Below are 21790 nucleotides of genomic sequence, written 5' to 3'. Positions count from 1 at the left end.
CCGACGACACCGATGACTTTGCCCTGGTCCAGCAGCGGTATGGAGATGCTGCTCATCAACGTCTTCTGGCCTTCGACCTCAATTGCGTAGGGCTCTGTTATGCAGGTGCGCCCCTGGGTCTGTGGGCAGACGTACCAGGCGTTTGCCGGCTCGCTGCCCGGTGGTGCGGTGTTGGCGCTGATCTGGGCTTCGCTGAGCACCTCTTGCACCAGGTGGCCGGGTTGGCTTTGCGACCAGTACAGGGCAAAGCGCCCTTTTTCATTGCCGGCCAGATCGCGTTGGCTAATGAAACCGGCATCTTCACCGACCAGTGCGTCGGGAAGCAGCACCACGTAGAGGCCGAGGACTTTTTCACGGTTCTGAAGGGCCTGGCGGGTCGTGGCGATCAGGTCCCGGCGCAACTGCGCTGGCGTCAGTCGCCCGTTCCACGCCTGGGCGCGCAGTTGCAGGACCTGCTGGGCGAAACCTTCCCCATAGATCGCTGTTTCGCTGAAAAAGCGCTCCACCCGCTGACCATGGGCCAGAGCCTGTGCCTGCAGGCCTTCCAGGGCCGAGCGCCCCAGTAGTTGACTGCTTTGCTGCTTGAGCAGCGTGGCGCCTTGCTGGTTCTGATACAGGGAGGCACCGGTCAATGCCCCGACGACGGCCAGCAGGCACAGCCCACTCAGGAGCGTGATCCGCCATTGGATAGAGAGACGAGCGAAGAACATGCTGAAGTTTTCCTGCGCGTGGGGGCTTTTATTGTTTTGGGCCCAGCGCTGTCTGAACGGTGGGCGAGGTTATCTTGCGGCAGGAAGCGCTTGCCCGTTATCCCGAATCGGCAGCCGTTGTGCTCCGGCATGGGGCTAATGCGGTTCACTTGGGGCAACGACATACCTGTGGCGAGGGGATTTATCCCCGCTGGGGCGCGAAGCGGCCCTAATACAAACAACCCGATGTATCTGACAGATTGAGTTGACTGCTTAAGGGGGGCTGCTGCGCAGCCCAGCGGGGATAAATCCCCTCGCCACAGGTATGTCGTCGGCCTTAATGGGCTGACCTGTTTTAGGGCGCGGCTTCGGATGCTGCCGTTTTGGGATAGCGAAGGGTTTTGGCAAGGGCCTAGCATCGAATCCAGCGTGCAACCAAAACAATAAGCATCTGGACAGCGGTGAAGCTGGCCGCGCCCCGATCCTACAGCGACTGCCTCATACAATAAGGTCAAGAGAAATGAGTGTGTCTTTCCCGATCAGCAGCTCGACGGAGCTGAAGCGAGGCGCCCTGGGCGTTGGCTTCATTATTTTCTTTGTGATTTCGGCGGCGAGCCCCTTGAGCGTCATCGCCGGCGGTTTCCCCATTGGCATCATGCTAGGCAATGGCGCCGGCACACCGGCTTTGCTGATCCTGGCGCTACTGGTGTTACTGGCCTTCTCGGTGGGCTACACCGCCATGTCCCGGCACATGACCAACGCCGGTGGATTCTATGCGTTCACCGCTCGCGGTTTGGGTGGCTTGGCCGGTGGTGCGGCGGGGGTGCTGGCGATGTTTGCCTACAACATTCTCCAGGTCGGTCTGTACGGCATGTTCGGCGGCGTGGTCAGCGGCACGATGGCCAGCGTCTTTGGCCTGGATTTGCCGTGGTGGACGTATTCGCTCCTGGCGATGGCGAGCATTGCGATTCTGGGTTATCGCAAGATCGACCTGTCGGCCCGGGTGCTGTCGGTAGTGGTCATTGCCGAGTACCTGGCGATCCTGACGCTGGATTTCGCCATTCTGAAAACCGGTGGTGACAGCGGTATCAATCTCGATTCCTTCGACCGCAGCCATGTGTTCAGTGGTACGCCGTCCATCGGCTTGCTGTTCTGCTTTGCAGCGTTTATCGGCTTCGAGGCCACGACTATCTATGGCGAAGAGGCCAAGAATCCGCACCGTACGATACCCATCGCAACCTACAGCTCGGTGCTGCTGATCGGTGCTTTCTATGCCCTGTCGGTCTGGGCGATGGTGATTGGCGTAGGAGCCGACAAGATCGTGCCGACCTTGCAGGCACTGCAGGATCCGACCACGTTCATCTATGGCATGTCCGATCATTTTGTCGGCCCGCACCTGACCCAGATCATCCGCGTGCTGTTCATGGTCAGCATCTACGCCGGGCTGTTGGCGTTCCACAACGCCGCGGCGCGTTACTTCTATGCCATCGGGCGTGACGGTTTGCTGCACAGCCGGTTGGGCACCACCCATCGGGTGCACCAGAGTCCGCACATGGGCTCAGTCCTGCAAAGCCTGATCGCGGCGGTGGTGGTGCTGATCTTCGCCGCGCTGGATGCCGATCCGATCCTTCAGTTGTTCGCTTGGTTTTCCAATCTGGCGACGCTGTGCGTGATCTTGCTCATGGCCCTGACCTCTGCAGCGGTATTTGTCTATTTCCGCGCGCACCCGGAACTGAAGCTGGGACTCTGGCGCGGTCGGATTCTGCCGGGTTTTTCGTGCCTGGCATTGGTGGCGGTCCTGGTCCTTGCAGTGATTCATTTCGACGTGCTGACCGGCGCCAGCCAGCTCTTGTCCTACGGTCTTTGCGCGATCATTCCCGCCGCACTGATCGTCGGCGTGTTCCTCGCCGCCCGATTGCGCAAGGCCTCGCCCGAGCGGTTCATGGCGCTGGGCAGCCACAAGCTCTAGGGCGTCCGCGACATCGTCAAACCCCACAAAAAACAACTGCGCTGTCGTTCGGGACGGTCCGACAGCGCGTGAAAGGAAGGTGTCATGCACGATTATCAAATGCTCATCAATGGGGCCGGGGTCGACGGCGATAACGGTCACTTCGATGTGGTCAATCCGGCGACCGGTACGGTGTTCGCCCGGTGCTCGGCAGGTTCCCTGGCCCAGCTGGACCTTGCCGTCGAAGCGGCGCAGTCGGCCTTTGTCGAGTGGCGCCACAGCACCCACGAAGACCGCCGCCAGCGCCTGCTGAGCATCGCGGCGCAGATCGAGCAGGACGCCGAGTCGTTGGCCCGACTGATTGTTCTGGAGCAGGGCAAGCCGCTGGAACTGGCGCTCTTTGAAGTGATGGGCGCGGTGGCCTGGACGCGCTACACCGCCGAGCAGCAGATCCCCGTGGAGCTGGTGGAAGAAACCCTGAGCCAGCGCATTGAACTGCACCGCAAGCCGTTGGGTGTCGTCGCGTCGATCACGCCCTGGAACTGGCCGTTCATGATTGCCGTCTGGCACATCATGCCGGCGCTACGTGCCGGCAACTGTGTGATCAGCAAGCCGTCCAGCCTGACCCCGTTGAGCACCCTGCGCCTGGTGGAGATCATCGCGCGCCATGTGCCTCGGGGCGTGATCAATAGCGTGACCGGTGAGCAAGGGTTCGGCAGTGCGATCACCGCGCACGCCGGTATCCAGAAGATTGTCTTCACCGGCTCGACCGCCACCGGCCAAAGCGTGATGCGCGGCGCCGCCAGCAACCTCAAGCGTCTGACCCTGGAGCTGGGCGGTAACGATGCCGCCATCGTGCTGCCCGGCACGCCGGTCGAGGAGGTCGCCGATGACATTTTCCAGGCGGCCTTCCTGAACATGGGGCAGACCTGCGCCGCCCTCAAGCGTTTGTACATCCACCAATCCCAGTACGAGGCCTTTGCCGAGGCCCTGGCTCTGATCGCTCGGCGTCAGGTGGTAGGGGATGGTTTGGCGCCTGGGGTCACGTTTGGACCGGTGCAGAACCTCGAACAGCTAGCGCTGGTGGAGGAACTGGTGGCGGATGCCCGTGCCCATGGGGCGCGGGTGTTGTGCGGCGGTGCCCGCCTGGACCGACCGGGCTTTTTCTATCCGCCGACCCTGGTCGCTGACGTGACCGACGGACACCGACTGGTGGACGAAGAACAGTTCGGTCCGGTGCTGCCCCTGATTGCCTACCAGGATGTCGAGGACGTCCTGCGCCGCGCCAACGCCAGCGACATGGGGTTGGGTGGATCGGTCTGGGGCCCTGATGTCGAGCAGGCACAGGCATTGGCCAGTCGCCTTGAAAGCGGCGTGGCCTGGGTGAATTGCCATGCACAAATTCAGCCCAATACGCCATTTGGCGGCAGCAAGATGTCCGGATTCGGTGTCGAGTTCGGCCTTGAAGGGTTGTTGGAATTTACTGGCCAGCAACTGCTGTACGTACGCAAGCGTGAAACAGAATGAGGACTGCAACCATGTACGAGCAATACAAGACAGCACAGAAGAAGTTCTGGCACCCGATGAGCTCTGCGGCGCCAGCCAATCGCTCCAAAACGTTGATCATCGCCCGTGGCGACGGTAACTACATCACCGATATCGAGGGCCATCGCATGCTCGATGGAGTCGGCGGCCTGTGGAACGTGAACGTGGGCCATAACCGGGCTTCAGTGAAAGCGGCCATCGCTGCGCAACTGGACGAGCTGGCTTATTACCAGACCTTCGACGGCATTGCCCATCCCCGGGTGTTCGATCTGGCCGAGCGACTGACGTCGATGTTCGCCCAGGAGAACATGGCGCGGGTGTTGTTCAGTTCCGGCGGTTCCGATGCGGTCGAGACGGCACTGAAAATGGCCCGCCAATACTGGATTGCCAGCGGCGAGCCAGGGCGCACGCGCTTTCTGTCGTTGCGCAATGGCTACCATGGCGTGCACGTGGGCGGTACATCGGTGGGCGGCAATGGGGTCTATCACTACAACCACGGGCCGCTATTGGCCGGCTGTCATCTGCTCGATACGCCCTGGCTGTACCGCAACCCCTGGGACTGTCGCGATCCGCAAGAGTTGACCGCTCATTGCATTCGCCAGTTGGAAGACCAGATCGCGTTGCTTGGCCCACAGACCATTGCCGCGCTGATTGCCGAACCGGTACAAGGCGCCGGCGGCGTGATCGTGCCGCCCGCACACTACTGGAAGCAGCTGCGCGAAGTCTGCGATCGCCACGGCATCCTGTTGATCGCCGATGAAGTGGTGACCGGCTTCGGCCGCACCGGCTGCATGCTCGGCAGTCGTGGCTGGGGTGTCGCGCCCGACGTACTGTGCCTGGCCAAGGGCATCACTGCCGGCTACATCCCCATGGGCGCCACGGTCTTCAACCAGCGCATGGTCGATGCCATCGAGAATGGCCCGGGCTTCAGCAGTGTGATCATGCACGGCTACACCTACAGCGGTCATCCAACCGCATGTGCCGCGGCCCTGGCGGTACTGGATATTGTCGAAGCCGAGGACCTGCCGGGCAATGCCGGAAAAGTCGGTGCCCAGTTGCTGGAGCAACTACAACCGCTGACCGAGCGTTATGCGGTGGTGGGTGAAGTGCGTGGCAAGGGCTTGATGATTGCCGTGGACCTGGTGGCGGACAAGGTTACGCGCGAGCCGCTTGACCCGGCCAACGGCCTGGCCTCGCGCATTGCCGAGCAGGCGCGCCGGGCCGGCGTACTGGTGCGCCCGATCGGCAACAAAATCGTGATGTCGCCACCGCTGACCCTCACCAGCGACGAGGCCGCCCTTATGGTCGGCGCGTTGGACAGCGCGCTCGCCGACTGCCGCTAGCCTGTTCGCCGGCGCAGTGTCTTGCGCCGGCTCCTGAATACAAAGACAGCCTTCAAAGGCGCACCACAAGGAGCTCCAGCCATGCGGTCTCTATCGCGTATGGATTTTTTCGGCAGTGGCCTTGCCTGTACGCTGGCGCTTTGTGCCACGAGTCAGGTCCAGGCCTATGAGTTGTATGCCGATGAAGACACTCATCTCAACGCCGACATGCTGGCGGTGTTCGGTCATTTCAACAGTCGCAAGAACTACGACGGCAGGTCCGGTGGTTCAACCTGGCGCGAAGGCTTCATCAAGTATGGCGTCAGCGGCGACCAGGGCCTGGCCGGCCGGGGCATCGCCTACGGTGCGTTCAGCCTGGTCAGTTCCGCTACTTGGGGCGATGGCGACCCTTCCGGGAATACGCTTGGGAGCGAGCGCACGACGAAGATTGAAGACGCTTACCTGGGCTGGCGTTCCGCGGATCTTTTTCCCGCGTTGGGACAGGACGGTGTCGATATCTCTGGCGGACGCCAGGTGGTCAAGGTGGGGCGAGGTTTCCTGATCAACGATGACGGGCCAAACCTGGGCAAGGGGCCTGCCGATGGCCGCTTGAATCGAGGGGGCGCCTATTACCTGGCGGCTCGGCACGCGTTCGATCAAACCGCCGTTCTGCGTCTGGGTGGGCAGGACGGCATGCATGGCAGCGTGGCGTGGCTCAAGTCCGATAACCGCGCCCAGGCCGAAACCGAACTCACCGCCGCTACGCTGGATTACACCGCCAAGGCCGGTACGTTGGGCCTGACGTGGATACACGGCATCGACGTTAATGACCGCTGGGCCAGCGATTTCCAGAAGCAGCGCAAGGGTATGGATGTCTACAGCATTCGCGGTGAAGGCGATGCGGGTATCGAAAATGCCAGCCTGGCATTTGAATACGCCTGGCAAGACAAGGACGCCGGACCTGAGAAGGCCTGGTACGCCGAGGCCGGATATACCTTTGCAAGCGTTGCCTGGGCGCCGAAGCTGACTTATCGCTACACCCGCTATTCGCAGAAGTGGGACTCATTGTTCACCGGGCAAAGTACCGGCTATGGCACCTGGTTCCAGGGCGAAGTCGCGGGTAACTATGCCGGGCCCTTCAACAGCAATACGGGGATCCACCATGTCGGTCTGAAGGTCACACCATTGGAAACCCTGACCCTCGGTGCGTTGTACTTCGACTACAACACAGTGCGTAAAAGCAATGCCCTCAACCTCGACGCCCGTGAGCTGGATGTTTATGCCGAGTGGGTCGTCAATGAGCACTTGATCGTCACCCCGCTGGTAGGTCTCTACAAACCGGATCGGGACGCCACGACGGGGGGCAATCAAGTGACAGGCAATGGCACTAACGTGTACAGCCAGGTGAGTGTGGCCGTGCCGTTCTGAAACAGGGGTTGTTCGGTAAACCCTGTGGCGAGGGGATTTATCCCCGCTAGGCTGCGCAGTAGCCCCCCATACAGCCAACTCAATCTATCTGACACACCGAGTTGTTTGGCTTTTAGGACTGCTGCGCAGCCCAGCGGGGATAAATCCCCTCGCCACAGAGGCATCGTTTCCCTTTAGTGAGCCGCGCCTGGCTTTTAGCCGACTGCAGGCGGATGTTGCATCCGCTCGGCAATCCTCCGGGTGGTGTCCATCACCATTTCAACCACGGTTTCCTGGCGCAGTAGCTTGAAGCTGTCGGTGCTGCCCACGGCCGAAAGGCTGCCCACCACTTCGTCGAGCTCCGGGTTGAAGATCGGCGCTGCGATACCGGTGAGCCCCAGGTTGAGTTCGTCGTGGGTCATGCAATAGCCGTCTTTGCGGATCTTTTTCGCGGCCTTGGAGAAGCTTGTCCAGTCATGGCCGCTGTCGGGGTCGTGGGCCAGGTGTTCTTCGAACAGGCGTTGCAGGCGCCGACCCTTCTGGAAGGCGATCAACACCTTGGATTGCGCACCGCGAAAGAACGGCAACGGTTGGCCGCGGCCGAATGAAAACTGATAGGTGTCACTGGGTTCGGCGATGTAGGTGTTGATGATGCGCCCGTCGTAGAAAACGCTGGCGAACACCGCCAGGCCGGTGGCATCGGACAGCTCGTGCATCAGCTCGCGGCCTGCCACCAGGATCGGGTCGTACTGGCGCATCATCCAGTCCAGCTCAATGATGCGTGGCCCCAGGCCGTAGCTGCCGGCATCCACCCGCACCAGCAGGCCGGCATCGCACAAGTCCTTGACGTAGCGGTACACGGTCGCCCGTGACAGGCCCATGCGCTCGGCGATGGTATCGGGGTCGATCTTCAGTGTGGCCGGGCCGAACAGGTCCAGGACACTCAGCATTTTGCTCAGACTGCTCATTTCGCTCCTAAAGGGGGGAATGGCGCGTAGGGGGCGTTGGGTGAGCACTATAGGTAGCCGCGGCGGTGATGAAAAGCCCGCGTGCTCGCTCAGGAGCGCCTTGTCACGGTAATCCATTGCTTGAGAAATATGAATGGATTTCCAATATTTTGATCTGATAAAAACTGCATTAATCTCAAAATATGATTTTAATGCAGAAAAACAGCTTGTTTTGTCGATCTTCATGTGTGATAAATCTCAGCCACTGCAAACGCTCGAGCGAGAGGGCTGGAAATGAATGGTGCGCAACTGATAGTGAAGGCGGCGGTGGCGAGCGGTATCGAATACTGCTTCGCCAATCCCGGAACGACCGAAATCCCCTTGGTGGCCGCCATGGCCAGCGCACCTGCCCTCAAGCCGGTGTTGTCCTTGTTCGAGGGGGTATGCACCGGTGCTGCGGACGGCTACGGCCGGATTGCCGGCAAGCCGGCGATGACCCTGACCCACCTGGGGCCTGGCTTTGCCAATGGTATTGCCAACCTGCACAACGCCCGTCGCGCCAATACCCCGATCGTTAATGTCATCGGCGATCACGCGTCATGGCACGTCAATTACGATCCGCCGCTGGCCAGTGATATCCAGGCGCTGGCCGGGAGTGTTTCCGGGTGGGTGCGTACATCGCGCACCGCGTCAGGTGTGGGGGAAGATTTCCAGGAAGCCGTGCGTGCGGCCTGGCAAGCCAAGGGGCAGATTTCCAGCCTGATCCTGCCGATGGACTTGCAAGCCAACGAGGTGGAGCGCGAGCGCGCCTTCACCGCGTTGCAGGCCCCGGTTCGTCGTTTTGCCGGTGACCGGATCGAAGCCGTGGCCCAGGCACTGCGCAATGGCCAGCGCCTGGTGTTTATCGTGGGTGATCAGGGCTTGTCCGTCGCTGGCCTCGAAGCGGCGGGGCGTTTGGCCCAACTGCCGGGTGTGCGGATGTTCGCCGAAACCTTTCCGCGCCTGAGCTATCGCGGTGGTGGTTTGCCTGATCTGGATCGCTTGCCGTATTTCCCCGAGGTTGCCATTGAGATCCTTGACCAATACGACGCCGTGGTTTGCGCCGGGGTCCCGGATCCGATCAGTTACTTCGGTTACGAAGGCATTCCTTCGCGCCTGGCGGAACGTGATCGCCTGCTTTACCTGGCAGAAGTAGGGGACGACGTTGCGGGTGCGCTCACTGCGCTGGCCGATGCGCTTGAGGCTCCGGCTTATGTGTCCACGTCGCGGGCTATCGAGCTACCAGCGGGCAGTGCCGAGCTGACGCCGCAGTCGATCGGGCAGGTGTTGGCCGCCTCGCTGCCGGACGATTGCATTGTCTCCGTGGAGGGTGGGACCTGCGGTTATCCGTTCTTCACCGCTTCGGCCCATGCCGCACGGCATCGGGTGTTGACCAACACCGGTGGGGCCATCGGCCAAGGTATCCCGGTGGGATTTGGCGCCGCCCTGGCGGAGCGCGGCAATACGGTGTTCTGCCTGCAATCGGACGGCAGTGCCCAGTACACCATCCAGACTTTGTGGAGTATTGCCCGGGAGCAACTGCCGGTGGTGATTCTGATTGCCGCCAACCATCGCTACGCGATCCTGCAGAACGAGTTGCGCCGCTTCGGTATGACCGAGCTGGGCCCTGAGGCCCTGAGCCTGACGGTGCTGGACCGTCCTCGCATCGATTGGAAAGCCCTGGCCAAAGGCTACGGCCTGCCGGCCAGCACCGTACACACCAATGCTGAATTGCAGCGCGCCCTGGCCAACGCCAAGGCCGATGGCGGTCCGTGCCTGATTGAAATGGCGCTGTAAAGGAGGAGCTATGAGTCAGATCCAATTGTTACCTGCCGTCGAACAATTCCTGTCACAACCTGGGCGCCTGTTTATTGGGGGCATATGGCAGGACGCCGCCAATGGTCGCCGGTTTGCCGTGGAGAACCCGGCCACTGAACACACCCTCGCTGAAGTTGCCGAAGGCGGCGAACGCGATGTGGATGCCGCCGTCGCTGCCGCCCGCGCGGCCTTTACGGGGACTTGGGCGCAGCAGTCGCCGGCCCAGCGCGGCCTGCTGTTGTTTCGTCTGGCTGAACTGCTCGACCAGCACCGCGAGGAGCTGGCGCAACTGATCACCCTGGAAAACGGCAAGCCGATCGCCGCGGCCCGGGGTGAAGCGGCCAGCGCGGCCAACATCATCCGTTACTTCGCTGGCTGGCCGACCAAGATCGAAGGCAGCACGCTCCCGGTATCGCCCTCCAGTGGCGCGCCGATGCTCAATTACACCTTGCGTGAGCCGGTGGGTGTCTGCGCGTTGATCGTGCCGTGGAACTTCCCGTTGACCATGTGCGTGTGGAAGCTCGGTCCGGTGTTGGCGACCGGCTGTGTCGCGGTACTCAAGCCCGCCGAACAGACGCCTCTGGTTGCGATTCGCCTGGTGCAACTGATCGAAGCCGCTGGTTTTCCGGCCGGGGTGGTCAACCTGATCACCGGCCTGGGCGTGCATACCGGCGGACCGCTGGCCCAGCACCCGGACGTGGACAAGATCGCCTTCACCGGCTCGACCCAGGTGGGGCGGCTGATTGCCCAGGCGGCCACCGGCAACATGAAGAAAGTGTCCCTGGAGCTGGGGGGCAAGTCGCCCAACATCATCTTGCCGGACGCCGATATCGTCCGTGCGGCCAAAGGCGCCGCCGATGGCATTTTCTACAACCAGGGCCAGGTCTGCACCGCCGGCTCGCGCCTGTATGTGCACGCCAGTGTTCTTGACCAGGTACTTGAAGAACTCCAGCGCCATGCCGCCGCCCATGTGCTGGGGCCAGGGCTGGATCCGGCCAGCAGCATGGGCCCGCTGGTCTCGGCCCGGCAGTTGGGCACGGTGCGTGGCTACCTGCAACGGGGCCAGGAAGAAGGTGCCGAACTGATTTGCGGCGGCGACCGGCCGGCCCATCTGGAGCGCGGCCACTTCATCCGCCCCAGCGTGTTTCTCGACCGCGCCGAGCGCGCCTGTGTCGCCCGGGAAGAAATCTTCGGCCCTGTGCTGACCGTCATGAGCTGGACCGAAATCGATGAACTGGTGCTGCGCGCCAACGACTCGCCCTACGGCCTGGCGGCCGGTCTGTGGACCCGCGACTTGCGTTCAGCCCATCGCGTGGCGGCACAACTGAAGGCCGGATCGGTGTGGATCAATTGCTGGAACGTCGTAGACCCGGCCTCGCCGTTTGGTGGTTACAAACAATCCGGATGGGGCCGGGAAATGGGTAAGAACGTGATCGATGCCTACACCGAAACCAAAAGTGTCTTCGTCGATCTCGCCTGAGCCGAACAATCACAAGAGGAACTGCTATGGATCTGGAATTGCAAGGCCGCGTGGCGATCGTCACGGGCGGTGGTATGGGCATCGGCAAGGAAGTCGCGCGTTTTCTGTCCCAGGAGGGATGCAAGGTGGTGATCTGTGCGCGGCGCATGGAGTATCTCCAGCAGGCCGCCGAAGAAATCAGCGCACAGACCGGCAACGAAGTGCTGCCGCTGTTCTGTGACACCAACCAGATGTCGGCCGTGTCCGACATGGTGGAAGCCGCCCATAAGCACTTTGGCCGCATCGACATCCTGGTCAACGGCGCCGCCGCACCGTCCGGCGTGGTGCGCAATGACATTGAACATGCGGGCGACGATGAGTTGCTCTCCGACCTCAACACCAAGGTGATCGGGTATTTCCGGTGTGCCAAGGCGGTGACCCCGCACATGAAGGCCGGGGGCTTTGGTCGCATCATCAACATCGGTGGCTTGACCGGGCGCGGCAGCAAGGTCCTTTCGGGCATGCGCAACCTGGCCATCGCCCACATGACCAAAACGCTCTCCGATCAACTGGGCCCTTCGGGCATCACCGTCAATCTGATTCACCCCGGTGTGGTGGATACCCCGCACATCCAGGAGCTGTACGAGCGCGAAGGCGTCAAGCAGGGCAAGACGCCGGAGCAGGTGGAGCAGGGCTACATCGACGCAACGCCGATCCGCCGCACGTTGGCGCCCATCGAAATGGGCTGGCTGATCGGTTTCCTGGCGTCGCCCAAGGCGGGCGCCGTGACGGGAGAGTCCATCGGCATCGATGGCGGCCTGACCCGTGGCATCTTCATTTGAGGAGCAACAGTGATGAGTAACGGAACCCTTTTGGTCGCCACTGTGGGACAAGCGGTGATCCGCAGCGCCGACGATGGTCATACCTGGCATCGCCTGGGTCTGGGACAGGATCTGGAGTTTGATGCAATCACTCGATCCCTGAGCGTTCATCCCGATGCGCCTGAAGTGATCTATGCCGGGACCGACGTCGGCCTGTGTGTCAGTCATGACACCGGAGGCCATTGGCAGCGAGTGGATTCGCCATTCAACGGGCAGACCGTGTGGAAGGTTGCAGTGGATCCACAGGATGCGCAGCGCATCTTCGTCGGTACTGGTGCACCTTCGCGCGCCGTGCTGTGGCGCACCCTCGACGCCGGCCTGAGCTGGGAGCGCGCGCCGGTGGATATTCCGGAGTTCTGCGAAGGTGTCAGTCGGCCGCGCTTGCTGGCTTTCGCTTATGACCCGACTGATCGCGACCAGCTCTGGTTCGGCCTGGAGGAGGGCGGGTTGTTCCACAGCCGTGATGGCGGTGATTCCTGGACCCGTGTCGATGATCGGCTGCTGTGGGACTTCAACTCGGACGTCCACAACATCCTGGTCCTGCCCAACCATGGCCAGAAGGTCATCGTGGTGGTGTGCGTCAACGCCGTTTACCGCAGCCTCGATGAAGGGCAAACCTGGACTGGCATCATTGCCCGGGAAACATTCGGCCTGTACTACGTGCGCGCCATGAACGCACCGCTGGGCAGTGAAAGCACCCTCTACCTGAGTATTTCCGACGGTACGCCTGGCACGACCAGCAAGGTACTCATCTCTCGGGATGCGGCCCTCAGCTGGGAGGTGCTGCCGCTGTCACAACAACCCAACTCGTGTGTCTGGGCCATTGCCTTCAACCCTGGCAACCCTCGTCAGATCGTTGCCGGGACCAAATACGGACACCTGTTCACCTCCGAGAACGGTGGGGACGGCTGGCAGAAGCAGTGGCGTGAGTTCAGTGAAATTGCTGATGTGCTCTGGACGCCCGCCGTGGCGCAGATCAAGTCCGGGCATCAATCCATCGTCAAACAGAACTGAGGTATCGCACGATGAAAATCGAGGTCGTTCGAACTCACCTGTCGCTGTTTGTCAGCGACCCTGAAACCTCGGCACGTTGGTACGCCGATGTTCTGGGTATGCACGAAAGCGCCCGGGGTGATAGCTGGGTCATGATGGCGTTTGGTGCCAAGCATCACGATATCGCTTTGATCCGCGCAGAGCCGGGGGCCCATCAGGGCGGCCTGGGCTTGCAGCACTACGGACTGGAAATCGCCGGCGACATGACCACCCTGCGCCAGCTCTACGGCATGTTGCTTGCCAAAGGCGTTGAGGTGGTGAAGATCACCGATCACGAAATCGGTAACGGCGTGTACTTCAACGACCCCGATGGCAATCGCATGGAATTTTTTCTCGAGACCGAACATGACGACGCGCGAGGCAAGGCCCGTTTCAAGGCTGCCGGAGCGCCCAGCCGAAATTTTGATCTCGACCCACTTTGAAAGAGACCTGTCCGATGAAAACCGCAAATTTCGCCAGTTACCACATCCGCAAATGGTATAGCTTCGTCGAGGAAACCCTGGCCAACGAAAGTGGCCAGTTGGCCGACGGTGAACCGTTGTTCAAATACGCCATTGGCGCCGTGATCGCCAATCCCTATGCCGGGCGCTACAGCGAAAGCCTGGCCGAGCTGGTCGAGCCATCACCTTTGTTGGGGCAGGAGTTTGGTCGTCGCATCCAGGCACTGGCTGGCCAGCGTGAGATTGTCAGTTATGGCAAGGCGTGTCTGGTGGGCAGCCAGGGCGAGTACGAACATGGCAATGCACTGCTCACCAATCCAGCAGCGGATCCGATTCGGGTGGCATTGGGCGGTGGCAAATCCTGGGTGCCTTCCACGGGCAAGCGTGGCGGGCCTGGCGTGACCATCGATGTCCCGCTGGCCCATAAGGATGCGCTGTATGTCCGCTCGCACTACGACAGCATTTCGCTTTCGTTCGGTGATGGCCCCTCGGCGGACGAGTTGATCATCATCTGGGCCTTCGCCACTCGCGGGCGTTTGCATGCGCGCCTGGGTGGTCTCCAGGCTGCCGACATCAAGGGCAATGATGGCCTGCATTGAGGTGGGTTGACCGTGGAGACCAAACGAATGTCTGCAAACAGCCACTTCTTCACCAATCGCTCGCAGATGCGCCTGCACTATCTGTCGTGGGGCAACCCGTCGGGCATCGCGGTGGTGTTGTTGCACGGGCTGCGCTCCTATGCCCAGACCTGGGATGGCCTGGCTAATGCGCTGGGGGAGCAGTACTGTTGCTATGCCCTTGACCAGCGCGGTCGCGGTTACAGTGACTGGGCGGATCCCTCCAGTTACCGAACCGAAGCTTATGTCAGTGATCTTGAAGATCTGGTGGCGCACTTGGGACTGCAGCGTTTTGTCCTGGTGGGGCATTCCCTCGGCGGAACCAATGCACTGGAGTATGCGCGACTCAATCCGGGCCGACTGCAAGCCTTGGTGATCGAGGACATCGGTCCGGGCTCGTCGGTCAGTGGTGATGGTGCCGAGCGCATTCGGCGCGAGATGAGCCAGACACCGCTGGTGTTTGCTGACTGGGAGAGTGCCGCGCAATTCTGGCGCCAGGCTCGACCTGGCCTGTCGCTGGAGGGGCTGGCCTCCAGGCTGATGTACTCCATGAAGGAAACACTGGCCGGAATCGAATGGCGTCACGACCAACAGGGCATTGCCCAGGCGCGCCTGAGTATTGCTCCGACTGACCTTTGGCCTGCGGTACGGGCACTGGATTGCCCGACGCTGTTCATTCGAGGCGCGCGTTCCGATTTCCTGCCCTTGGCGACCCTTGAGGCAATCAAACAGACCAGTCCATGGGTGCGGGCAGAGGAAATCGCCGACGCCAGTCATTACGTCCATGATGACCAGAGCGAAATGTTCAACCTTGTCGTCATGGATTATTTGTACGACCAACGCCTACAACCACAACAACAAAGCGGTGAATAGCGATGAAGCAGGAGAAAACCCAGGTTGTCATCGTGGGTGGCGGCCCGAACGGGATCACGGCTTCCCATTACATGGGGCTGTACGGAGTCGACTGCGTCGTCCTTGAATTGGCTGACGGCGTCCTGCCGTATCCGCGCGCGGTGGGCATGGATGACGAGGCGCTGCGTGTGTTGCAGGGCATCGGCATCGCCGAGTTGGCCGCGCGCGACATGATCTGCAACGTGCCCTTGCGTTACTACAATGCGCGAGGCGTCTGTTTTGCCGAGGTCAAGCCGAGCACGGCAAACTATGGCTGGCCGATGCGCAATATCTTCATGCAACAGTTGCTTGAAACGACGTTGCGCGAACAATTGGGCAAGCACGCCAGTGTCGAGTTGCGCCAGGGCCATGAAATGCTCGACCTGGAGCAGGATGCCGAGGGCGTGACCTTGCAGGTGCGCGATGCCGGGGGCGAGCTCTATCAATTGCAGGCGCAGTACGTGATCGGCGCCGATGGCGGACGTTCCAGCGTGCGCAAGAAGCTCGGTATCGAATTGCTGGGGCTGACTCATCCACGCAAATGGGTGGTGATCGACACGGCCAACGACACCCTGGATGCACCTTATACGGCCCTGCATGCCGACCCTCAGCGGCCCTTTGTCTGCATCTACCTGCCATATCAGCAACGGCGCTGGGAGTTCATGCTCCTGGAGGGCGAAGACGAGACCAGGATGTGCGAGGAGGCAACGATCCGGGACTTGATCCGTGGGCATATCGGCGATGCGGTCGATCAACTGGAAATCATCCGGATCCGCGCCTACACCCATAACTCCCGGGTCGCGGCGCGCTTTGTCCAGGGCCGGGTGGCACTGGTGGGGGATGCGGCGCATATTTCCCCGCCATGGGCCGGGCAGGGGCTCAATTCGGGCTTGCGAGATGTCGCCAACGTCACTTGGAAGCTTGCGGCGATTCTCCAAGGGCGAGCGTCGCCGGCGATTCTTGCCAGTTACGATCAGGAACGCCGTGGGCATGCGACCGATCTCATCGCGTTGGCCGACAACATGGGCGCCGTCCTGGGGCTGACCAACCCGCTGATGGCCGGTGTCCGGGACTGGTTGTTCCAGGCCGTCAACAGCGTCGACAACCTGCGTTCGCACTTGTTGGAGTTCAAGTTCAAACCCAAGGCGACCATCACCAAAGGCCTGGTGTATCACGAGCGCGCCGAGCTGCATGAGGATGATCTGGTCGGGCAGTTGTTCATCCAACCCTCTATCGAAGATGCCCAGGGCCAGCGCCGGCGTCTGGACGAGGTGTTGGGGCATTCCTATGCGGTGCTGGGGTATCGGGTCAATCCGAGCGAACCGCTCAGCGAGCAAACCGCTGCCTATTGGGCGCGCTGGGACACGCGCTTCATCCAGATCAATCGTTCGCGCAGTGGCGTGGGGCGCAACCAACCCTTGTCTGCCAATGGTGCCCTTTGCGTCGAGGACGTTGATAACCGCCTGGGCGAGTGGTTTGCCAAGGTGCGTGACTGCATCGTGGTAGTGCGGCCGGATCGTTTTGTCGCCGCGATCACCACACCCGAGCGGCTCGAAGGCGTATTGCGCAAACTGGCGGAGCAACTCTCATGAGGCGTGAAGATGATCTGCTGGTCCGGCTTCACGATGCCGCACACGCCGTACACGCCTTGCCTTCGTTGGAGCCTCAGGCCTTCGACCTGTCGGCGGGCTACACTTTGCAGCGCGAGGCATTGCGCCGACGCCAGGTCGCTGGTGAGCAGTTGACCGGATGGAAGGTGGCCTTCGCTGGCCGCGCCGCCCAGGACCGTTTCGGTATTGATGAACCGGTATTGGGCGGGCTGACCGATGCCATGGCGGTGGAGCCCGGCAGTACGGTGCCGCTTGCACGGCTGATCCAGCCCAAGCTGGAAATCGAGTTGGCATTTGTCCTGGGGCGTACCCTGGAGTCAGGTTTTTACAGCGACGAGGACATTCTGGCCGCCGTGTCCGAGGTCGCGCCGGCGTTCGAGATTGCCGATTGTCGCTGGCAGGGCTGGCGTTTCGGTGTCGGGGCGTTTCTTGCCGACAATGCCGCCGCGGGACTTTATTGCCTTGGCTCGCGGATCAGGTTTCATCCTGAGCTATTGGCCCACGTGACCTATCGCCTGGAATGCGACGGGGCGCCCTGCGGCGAAGGCGATGCCCTGGCGCGCGAGGACACGCCCCAGACAAACCTGTGCTGGCTAATCCGGCGCCTGCTGGCCGACGGGCAATGTGTTGAAGCGGGTCAGGTCGTGCTGTCCGGAGCGTTGTTGCCACCCATGGCTATCCAGGCGGGCGAGTACCGGTTGCATATGCTTGGCACGGAACTGGCTTTGGCTTTCCAGGCATAAACCCCAGCCATCGTCAGGGAGGATCGAGCCATTTAAGACAGGCCGACAATAAGAACAGCGCCTCTGAGGAACGATGACCATGCTCGCCGAAGTCCGTACCTTCAATGATCCCCAGCAACACGCCGGTTCCATCCTGGGCTGGCAACAGGTCTATGACCAGCTTGGTCGTGGATGTCTTTCCAGTGAGCTGCGACAGATTTGCGCCGACCGTTTTCAGATTTTCCAGGAAGTGTTGGATAAACGTGTGGTGCAGCGAGGTTGCGCACCAAAAGGGCGATTGTGCATTGCCATGTCGCTGGGCAGCGCGCCGGTGGTCCAAGGGCATCAGGTGGGCGCCCACAGTGTGGTGCTGCTGCGAGATGGAGAGGACTTTGTCTTGCATGCCCCGGAAGGTACGCACTTCTTTGCGGTCAACGTCGACACTGTTCGTTTCGCCAAACTGGCGGCTTACGAATTGTCGGGCGAACAGCTCAAGCGTTTGAAAAGCGAATCGCAGATCAGCGTGGATGAGGCGGTGTTGCTGAGCGTGCAGCAAAGGATCCATCCGTTGTTCCGTCACCTTCTGGAACAAGCGGACGCCATCACTCCAGCCTCGGAAAAAATGTTGGAGGAGGTCCTGCTTAACGCATTCCTCGATCTGTTCAGTCACGCCTCTGACGAGGTTCGTGGCCGTCGCGGCAACGTCGCTGTAAGTGCCTATCTGGTCAAACGTTGCCAGGAACTGGTCGTAGACAGTGGTGACACATCGCTGAGCATTCTTGATCTGTGCGAGCAATTACGGGTGAGTCGCCGGACCCTGCAGAACAGTTTCCAGGCGGTAACCGGGATGCGTCCGGTCGAGTACCTGCGTAACTTGAGGCTCAATGCCGTACGGCGGCGCTTGATCACGACCCGTGCGACCACGCTGAATGTCGGTGAGATCGCCGTTGCCATGGGCTTCTTCCACCTAAGCCACTTCGCCGCTCATTACCGAGCGCTGTTTGGTGAGTCACCTTCGGACACTCCCAGGGCTGGCTGATTGAGTGTTACCCGGCTACCACTGTGCACACTAATGGGCGTCGCTTGAGCCATTTTGGTAGCACGTCTACCCAATTGACGCCGGGCCCGTGCACGCCCCATAGCAAGACCCTTTCCTTCAAATCAATCACTTGCACATCGATCCATTCAGTTGGCACGCATTCTGCTCTTTTGAATTTATGGATAATTGGATACAAAAATTCAAAAGGTGCTGCCATGCAATTCGCTCCGAGTTACGTTGGGCGCCCGCCGATGACGGCCGAGGAGGAGGCTTACAACTTCCTGCTGGACGCCATTTGCGGGGGACGATTGCGCAAGGGTGACCGGCTGATCGCTGAAGACATCGCCAGCGAGATCGGTATGAGCCGGATGCCGGTGCGCGAGGCGTTCCGTCGATTGGACGCCCAGGGCCTGGTGACCCTTAGGCCCAATCGCGGGGCCGTTGTCAGTGGCCTGGATATCGATGAGCTGCACGAAGTCTTCGAGATGCGCAGCGTCCTCGAAGGCCTGGCGATCCGTGTCGCGGTAGCCAGGATAGGCGAGCGCCAATTGGCAGCCTTGGAGCGTCTGCTGGACGAGATGGACGATTACCGCGAGGAAAGCGCCGAGTGGGTCAGCCGGCATCGCGCCTTTCATGAATACCTGTGCAGCCTCAGCGGTCGTCCCCGGTTGCTGAAGCAGATCAGTGCCCTCTATTCCTTGATCGAGGCGCCCATGCGCCTATGGCTTGAGCACGTGGAAAAACCGCTGAGTGCGCGCCAGGAACACGCGGTGATTCTCGAGGCGATTCGTACTGGCGACGCCGATAAGGCCGAGGCAGTGGTGCGTGCGCACATCGAAGGCACCGTTCCTGAGTTGATCCAATTTCTGCAATCGAAAAAATAACCAGTGCGGGCCCCGAGCCTGCCGTTGTTTTGACTTTGAGTACTGCCCGTTACTAACTGAACTGGAGTGTCTGGTCATGCATAAGCCTCGCCTGTTGGTTGCCGCCCTATCCTTGGGATTCTGTGCTCAGTGGGCGGTTGCCGCGCCCGTTGTTCCGGAGCGCTTGCTCAAGGTCGAAAAACTCGTCTATTGCTCAGGCATGGATTCGCCGCCCCTGGTGTCCTTCGATGAAGCGCAGAAACCCAGGGGCTTGACCGTTGACCTGGGCCTGGAAATCGCCAAGCGGCTGGGCGACAAGAAAGTCGAGTGGCGGGTGATTCCCTTTTCCGGGCTGCTCCCTGCTTTGCTCGCCAAGCAGTGCGACATGATCGTCGACCAGTTGTTTGACAAGCCCGAGCGCCGTGAGGTGATCGATATCGTCAACTACATGTACTCCAGCCAGGCGGTGGTCGTGCCCAAGGGTAATCCGAAGGCAATCAAGACGCTGTCGGACCTGTCCGGGCATAAAGTTGCGGTGCTCAATGGCTCCACCATCAAGACGCTGCTCGACGCCGAGAATGAAGCGCTGATCAAGGCTGGCAAGCCTGGAATGAAACTGGTGGTCTACAACACCGACACCGATGCATTCCAGGCCTTGCGCATCAGCCAGGTCGATGCCTACGGCACCACGGTGGAAACCGCCGGTTATTACGCCACCATGGCCCCCGATTTGTTTGAGGAAGGGGTGCCTGCCTTCAGCCGGATTCTTACCGGACTGGGTATTCGCAAGGACGACACGCAACTGAGCGCCGCAGTGCAGCAGGTGATCAACGACATGCGCAGTGATGGCAGCTACAGCCAACTGCTCAGCAAATGGCATGTCGCCAGTGACACTCTTGATTGAGGTGAGCGTTGATGAACTTCAATTGGGATGTGTTTTGGCAGTACCTGTTGCAGCCCAGTGATGTTTACCTCACCGGGCTCTGGCTGACCTGCGTGATCAGTGTGTTGGCGATGCTGCTGGGCTGCTTCCTGGGACTGGCCGCGGCGTTGATACGGTTGTCGAGCAATCCGTTGCTGCATTTACCGGTGCGTTTTTATGTGTGGCTGATGCGCGGCACGCCGTTGCTGGTGCAGATTGTCTTTCTCTATACAGCACTGGCGGCAGGGGGGATTTTCCGCTTCGAAGACATCGATCTGTTCGGCCTGGTGATTCCCGGCAATATCCAGGCGGCGATCATTGCCCTGGGGCTCAACGAAGGTGCCTATATGGTCGAGATCATCCGGGCCGGCATCGGCGCGGTGGACAAGGGCCAGTACGAAGCCGGGCGTTCCCTGGGCATGACGTTCGCCAAGCTGATGCGCCGCATTGTCTTGCCCCAGGCGTTCCGGGTCATCGTCCCGCCACTGGGCAACGAGTTCAACGTGATGCTCAAGAACACCACGTTGGTCAGCGTGATCGGCGTACAGGAACTGTTGCTCAGTACCCAAATGGTCACGTCGGCGACGTTTCGGGTGTTCGAGTTGTACCTGGTGGTGGCGATCTATTTCCTCTTGTTGACCACTCTCTGGGGCTTTTTCCAGCGCTGGCTGGAAGCCCGTTTCGGCCAATCGGACCGACCCTCGTCACCACCGCCGGCGTCGACGCGGATGTTCGGTCGCAGCACCCTGAACCTGTTGAGGGCACGTTAGCCATGGCGCACAAAAGTGAAGAGCTGATCATCGAGGCGCTGGATGTGCACAAGTCCTTTGGCGAGCTACAGATCCTCAAGGGCATATCCCTGCAAGTACGGCGCGGCGAAGTGGTGGTGCTGATCGGTGCCTCCGGCTCGGGCAAGACCACCTTTATCCGCTGCATCAATCTGCTGGAAGACATCCAGGGCGGGCGCATCCGCGTCAATGGCCGGGCCATGGGCTATCGCGAGCGGGCTGACGGCAGCCTGATGCGTGAGTCGGAGCGCAACATCGCCCGCCAGCGCCGGGACATCGGCATGGTGTTTCAGCGCTTCAACCTGTTCCCCCACATGACGGCCCTGGAGAACATCATCGAGGCGCCGATCCAGGTGCTCGGGATGCCTCGCGCTGCGGCGCTGGAACAGGCCCGCAACCTGCTGGAGCGGGTCGGTCTGGCGGACAAGGCCAACCACTACCCGTCGATGCTCTCCGGCGGCCAGCAGCAACGGGTGGCGATTGCCCGGGCGCTGGCGATGAAACCTCAGGCCATGCTGTTCGATGAACCCACCAGCGCCCTCGACCCGGAAACCGTTGGCGAGGTGCTGCAAGTGATGAAAGCGCTGGCAGAGGAGGGCATGACCATGGTCGTGGTCACCCATGAAATGGGCTTTGCCCGCGAAGTGGCAGACCGTGTGGTGGTGCTGGACCAAGGTGAACTCATCGAGCAAGGCCCGCCGGAGCAGATCTTCAGCCATCCCACGCACCCGCGAACCCGGGCTTTCCTCAGTCGCGTGTTATGACCGTTCCGGGGTGTTCGCCCTGAGTC

19 protein-coding genes are annotated in these 21790 nt (G+C 61.0%); 18 read left to right on the top strand and 1 reads right to left on the bottom strand.

From position 1 onward, the window contains the following. The first annotated feature begins 1209 nt into the window (after positions 1–1209). The 4 genes from PSH91_RS15740 to PSH91_RS15725 all read left to right on the top strand — a co-directional run bounded on the left by PSH91_RS15740 (position 1210) and on the right by PSH91_RS15725 (position 6932). On the top strand, positions 1210–2658 hold the full coding sequence (locus tag PSH91_RS15740) for an APC family permease (RefSeq protein WP_160892060.1): 1449 nt from the start codon (positions 1210–1212) through the stop codon (positions 2656–2658). Between the two features lie 84 nt (positions 2659–2742). After that, entirely contained in the window at positions 2743–4164 is a 1422-nt protein-coding gene (locus PSH91_RS15735; protein WP_139049796.1) for an aldehyde dehydrogenase family protein, read from the top strand. Between the two features lie 11 nt (positions 4165–4175). After that, positions 4176–5525: an aminotransferase class III-fold pyridoxal phosphate-dependent enzyme gene (locus PSH91_RS15730; RefSeq protein WP_305466122.1), complete on the top strand. Its 1350-nt coding sequence runs from the start codon at positions 4176–4178 to the stop codon at positions 5523–5525. An 81-nt stretch (positions 5526–5606) separates the two neighbouring features. After that, positions 5607–6932 (top strand): hypothetical protein, encoded by a 1326-nt coding sequence (locus PSH91_RS15725; RefSeq protein ID WP_305466120.1) that lies wholly within the window; start codon positions 5607–5609, stop codon positions 6930–6932. Between the two features lie 194 nt (positions 6933–7126). Here PSH91_RS15725 and PSH91_RS15720 read toward each other — a convergent pair whose 3' ends face one another. Further along, positions 7127–7879, bottom strand: a complete 753-nt coding sequence (locus PSH91_RS15720) for an IclR family transcriptional regulator (RefSeq protein ID WP_305466119.1) — start codon at positions 7877–7879, stop codon at positions 7127–7129. A 273-nt stretch (positions 7880–8152) separates the two neighbouring features. Between PSH91_RS15720 and PSH91_RS15715 the strand changes: the two genes are divergently transcribed. The 14 genes from PSH91_RS15715 (at position 8153) to PSH91_RS15650 (ending at position 21764) form a co-directional block, all read left to right on the top strand. Continuing rightward, entirely contained in the window at positions 8153–9694 is a 1542-nt protein-coding gene (locus tag PSH91_RS15715) for an acetolactate synthase large subunit (protein WP_305466117.1), read from the top strand. A gap of 10 nt (positions 9695–9704) precedes the next feature. Continuing rightward, positions 9705–11195 (top strand): aldehyde dehydrogenase family protein, encoded by a 1491-nt coding sequence (locus PSH91_RS15710; protein WP_305466115.1) that lies wholly within the window; start codon positions 9705–9707, stop codon positions 11193–11195. 26 nt (positions 11196–11221) lie between these two features. Beyond that, positions 11222–12016 (top strand): SDR family NAD(P)-dependent oxidoreductase, encoded by a 795-nt coding sequence (locus PSH91_RS15705; protein WP_139049803.1) that lies wholly within the window; start codon positions 11222–11224, stop codon positions 12014–12016. 12 nt (positions 12017–12028) lie between these two features. Beyond that, a complete protein-coding gene (locus PSH91_RS15700; protein WP_305466114.1) occupies positions 12029–13069 on the top strand; it encodes a YCF48-related protein in 1041 nt (346 codons plus the stop codon). 11 nt (positions 13070–13080) lie between these two features. Further along, on the top strand, positions 13081–13530 hold the full coding sequence (locus PSH91_RS15695; protein WP_139049805.1) for a VOC family protein: 450 nt from the start codon (positions 13081–13083) through the stop codon (positions 13528–13530). A gap of 14 nt (positions 13531–13544) precedes the next feature. Further along, complete coding sequence (locus PSH91_RS15690; protein ID WP_139049806.1) at positions 13545–14147, top strand: amino acid synthesis family protein; 603 nt, start codon at positions 13545–13547, stop codon at positions 14145–14147. 27 nt (positions 14148–14174) lie between these two features. Continuing rightward, entirely contained in the window at positions 14175–15038 is an 864-nt protein-coding gene (locus PSH91_RS15685; protein ID WP_139049807.1) for an alpha/beta fold hydrolase, read from the top strand. A gap of 2 nt (positions 15039–15040) precedes the next feature. Then, positions 15041–16648, top strand: coding sequence for a bifunctional 3-(3-hydroxy-phenyl)propionate/3-hydroxycinnamic acid hydroxylase (locus tag PSH91_RS15680; RefSeq protein ID WP_305466111.1), 1608 nt, complete (start codon positions 15041–15043; stop codon positions 16646–16648). Then, a complete protein-coding gene (locus PSH91_RS15675) occupies positions 16645–17409 on the top strand; it encodes a 2-keto-4-pentenoate hydratase (protein ID WP_139049809.1) in 765 nt (254 codons plus the stop codon). Before PSH91_RS15680 ends, PSH91_RS15675 begins: the two co-directional genes overlap by 4 nt. Positions 17410–17488: 79 nt before the next feature. Next, complete coding sequence (locus PSH91_RS15670) at positions 17489–18427, top strand: helix-turn-helix domain-containing protein (protein ID WP_139049810.1); 939 nt, start codon at positions 17489–17491, stop codon at positions 18425–18427. 215 nt (positions 18428–18642) lie between these two features. Further along, the gene (locus PSH91_RS15665) at positions 18643–19311 is read left to right on the top strand and encodes a GntR family transcriptional regulator (protein WP_139049812.1); all 669 of its coding nucleotides are present in this window, start codon (positions 18643–18645) and stop codon (positions 19309–19311) included. A gap of 76 nt (positions 19312–19387) precedes the next feature. Then, positions 19388–20194, top strand: a complete 807-nt coding sequence (locus PSH91_RS15660; RefSeq protein ID WP_288911357.1) for an ABC transporter substrate-binding protein — start codon at positions 19388–19390, stop codon at positions 20192–20194. Between the two features lie 11 nt (positions 20195–20205). Further along, complete coding sequence (locus tag PSH91_RS15655; protein WP_305466109.1) at positions 20206–20982, top strand: amino acid ABC transporter permease; 777 nt, start codon at positions 20206–20208, stop codon at positions 20980–20982. Positions 20983–20984: 2 nt separating this feature from the next. Next, on the top strand, positions 20985–21764 hold the full coding sequence (locus PSH91_RS15650; protein ID WP_139049815.1) for an amino acid ABC transporter ATP-binding protein: 780 nt from the start codon (positions 20985–20987) through the stop codon (positions 21762–21764). Positions 21765–21790: the final 26 nt, after the last annotated feature.

The sequence above is a fragment of the Pseudomonas sp. FP1154 genome (genome assembly GCF_030687245.1).
GTDB classification, from domain to species: domain Bacteria; phylum Pseudomonadota; class Gammaproteobacteria; order Pseudomonadales; family Pseudomonadaceae; genus Aquipseudomonas; species Aquipseudomonas rhizophila.
Note: the sequence above shows the minus strand (reverse complement) of the source record. Positions and strands in the feature narration are given on the sequence as shown.

Excerpts from the sequence above, each read along its gene's own strand:
- PSH91_RS15740 (WP_160892060.1), top strand. The coding sequence starts at position 1,210 with ATGAGTGTGTCTTTCCCGATCAGCAGCTCGACGGAGCTGAAGCGAGGC.
- PSH91_RS15735 (WP_139049796.1), top strand. The coding sequence starts at position 2,743 with ATGCACGATTATCAAATGCTCATCAATGGGGCCGGGGTCGACGGCGAT.
- PSH91_RS15730 (WP_305466122.1), top strand. The coding sequence starts at position 4,176 with ATGTACGAGCAATACAAGACAGCACAGAAGAAGTTCTGGCACCCGATG.
- PSH91_RS15725 (WP_305466120.1), top strand. The coding sequence starts at position 5,607 with ATGCGGTCTCTATCGCGTATGGATTTTTTCGGCAGTGGCCTTGCCTGT.
- PSH91_RS15720 (WP_305466119.1), bottom strand. The coding sequence starts at position 7,879 with ATGAGCAGTCTGAGCAAAATGCTGAGTGTCCTGGACCTGTTCGGCCCG.
- PSH91_RS15715 (WP_305466117.1), top strand. The coding sequence starts at position 8,153 with ATGAATGGTGCGCAACTGATAGTGAAGGCGGCGGTGGCGAGCGGTATC.
- PSH91_RS15710 (WP_305466115.1), top strand. The coding sequence starts at position 9,705 with ATGAGTCAGATCCAATTGTTACCTGCCGTCGAACAATTCCTGTCACAA.
- PSH91_RS15705 (WP_139049803.1), top strand. The coding sequence starts at position 11,222 with ATGGATCTGGAATTGCAAGGCCGCGTGGCGATCGTCACGGGCGGTGGT.
- PSH91_RS15700 (WP_305466114.1), top strand. The coding sequence starts at position 12,029 with ATGAGTAACGGAACCCTTTTGGTCGCCACTGTGGGACAAGCGGTGATC.
- PSH91_RS15695 (WP_139049805.1), top strand. The coding sequence starts at position 13,081 with ATGAAAATCGAGGTCGTTCGAACTCACCTGTCGCTGTTTGTCAGCGAC.
- PSH91_RS15690 (WP_139049806.1), top strand. The coding sequence starts at position 13,545 with ATGAAAACCGCAAATTTCGCCAGTTACCACATCCGCAAATGGTATAGC.
- PSH91_RS15685 (WP_139049807.1), top strand. The coding sequence starts at position 14,175 with ATGTCTGCAAACAGCCACTTCTTCACCAATCGCTCGCAGATGCGCCTG.
- PSH91_RS15680 (WP_305466111.1), top strand. The coding sequence starts at position 15,041 with ATGAAGCAGGAGAAAACCCAGGTTGTCATCGTGGGTGGCGGCCCGAAC.
- PSH91_RS15675 (WP_139049809.1), top strand. The coding sequence starts at position 16,645 with ATGAGGCGTGAAGATGATCTGCTGGTCCGGCTTCACGATGCCGCACAC.
- PSH91_RS15670 (WP_139049810.1), top strand. The coding sequence starts at position 17,489 with ATGCTCGCCGAAGTCCGTACCTTCAATGATCCCCAGCAACACGCCGGT.
- PSH91_RS15665 (WP_139049812.1), top strand. The coding sequence starts at position 18,643 with ATGCAATTCGCTCCGAGTTACGTTGGGCGCCCGCCGATGACGGCCGAG.
- PSH91_RS15660 (WP_288911357.1), top strand. The coding sequence starts at position 19,388 with ATGCATAAGCCTCGCCTGTTGGTTGCCGCCCTATCCTTGGGATTCTGT.
- PSH91_RS15655 (WP_305466109.1), top strand. The coding sequence starts at position 20,206 with ATGAACTTCAATTGGGATGTGTTTTGGCAGTACCTGTTGCAGCCCAGT.
- PSH91_RS15650 (WP_139049815.1), top strand. The coding sequence starts at position 20,985 with ATGGCGCACAAAAGTGAAGAGCTGATCATCGAGGCGCTGGATGTGCAC.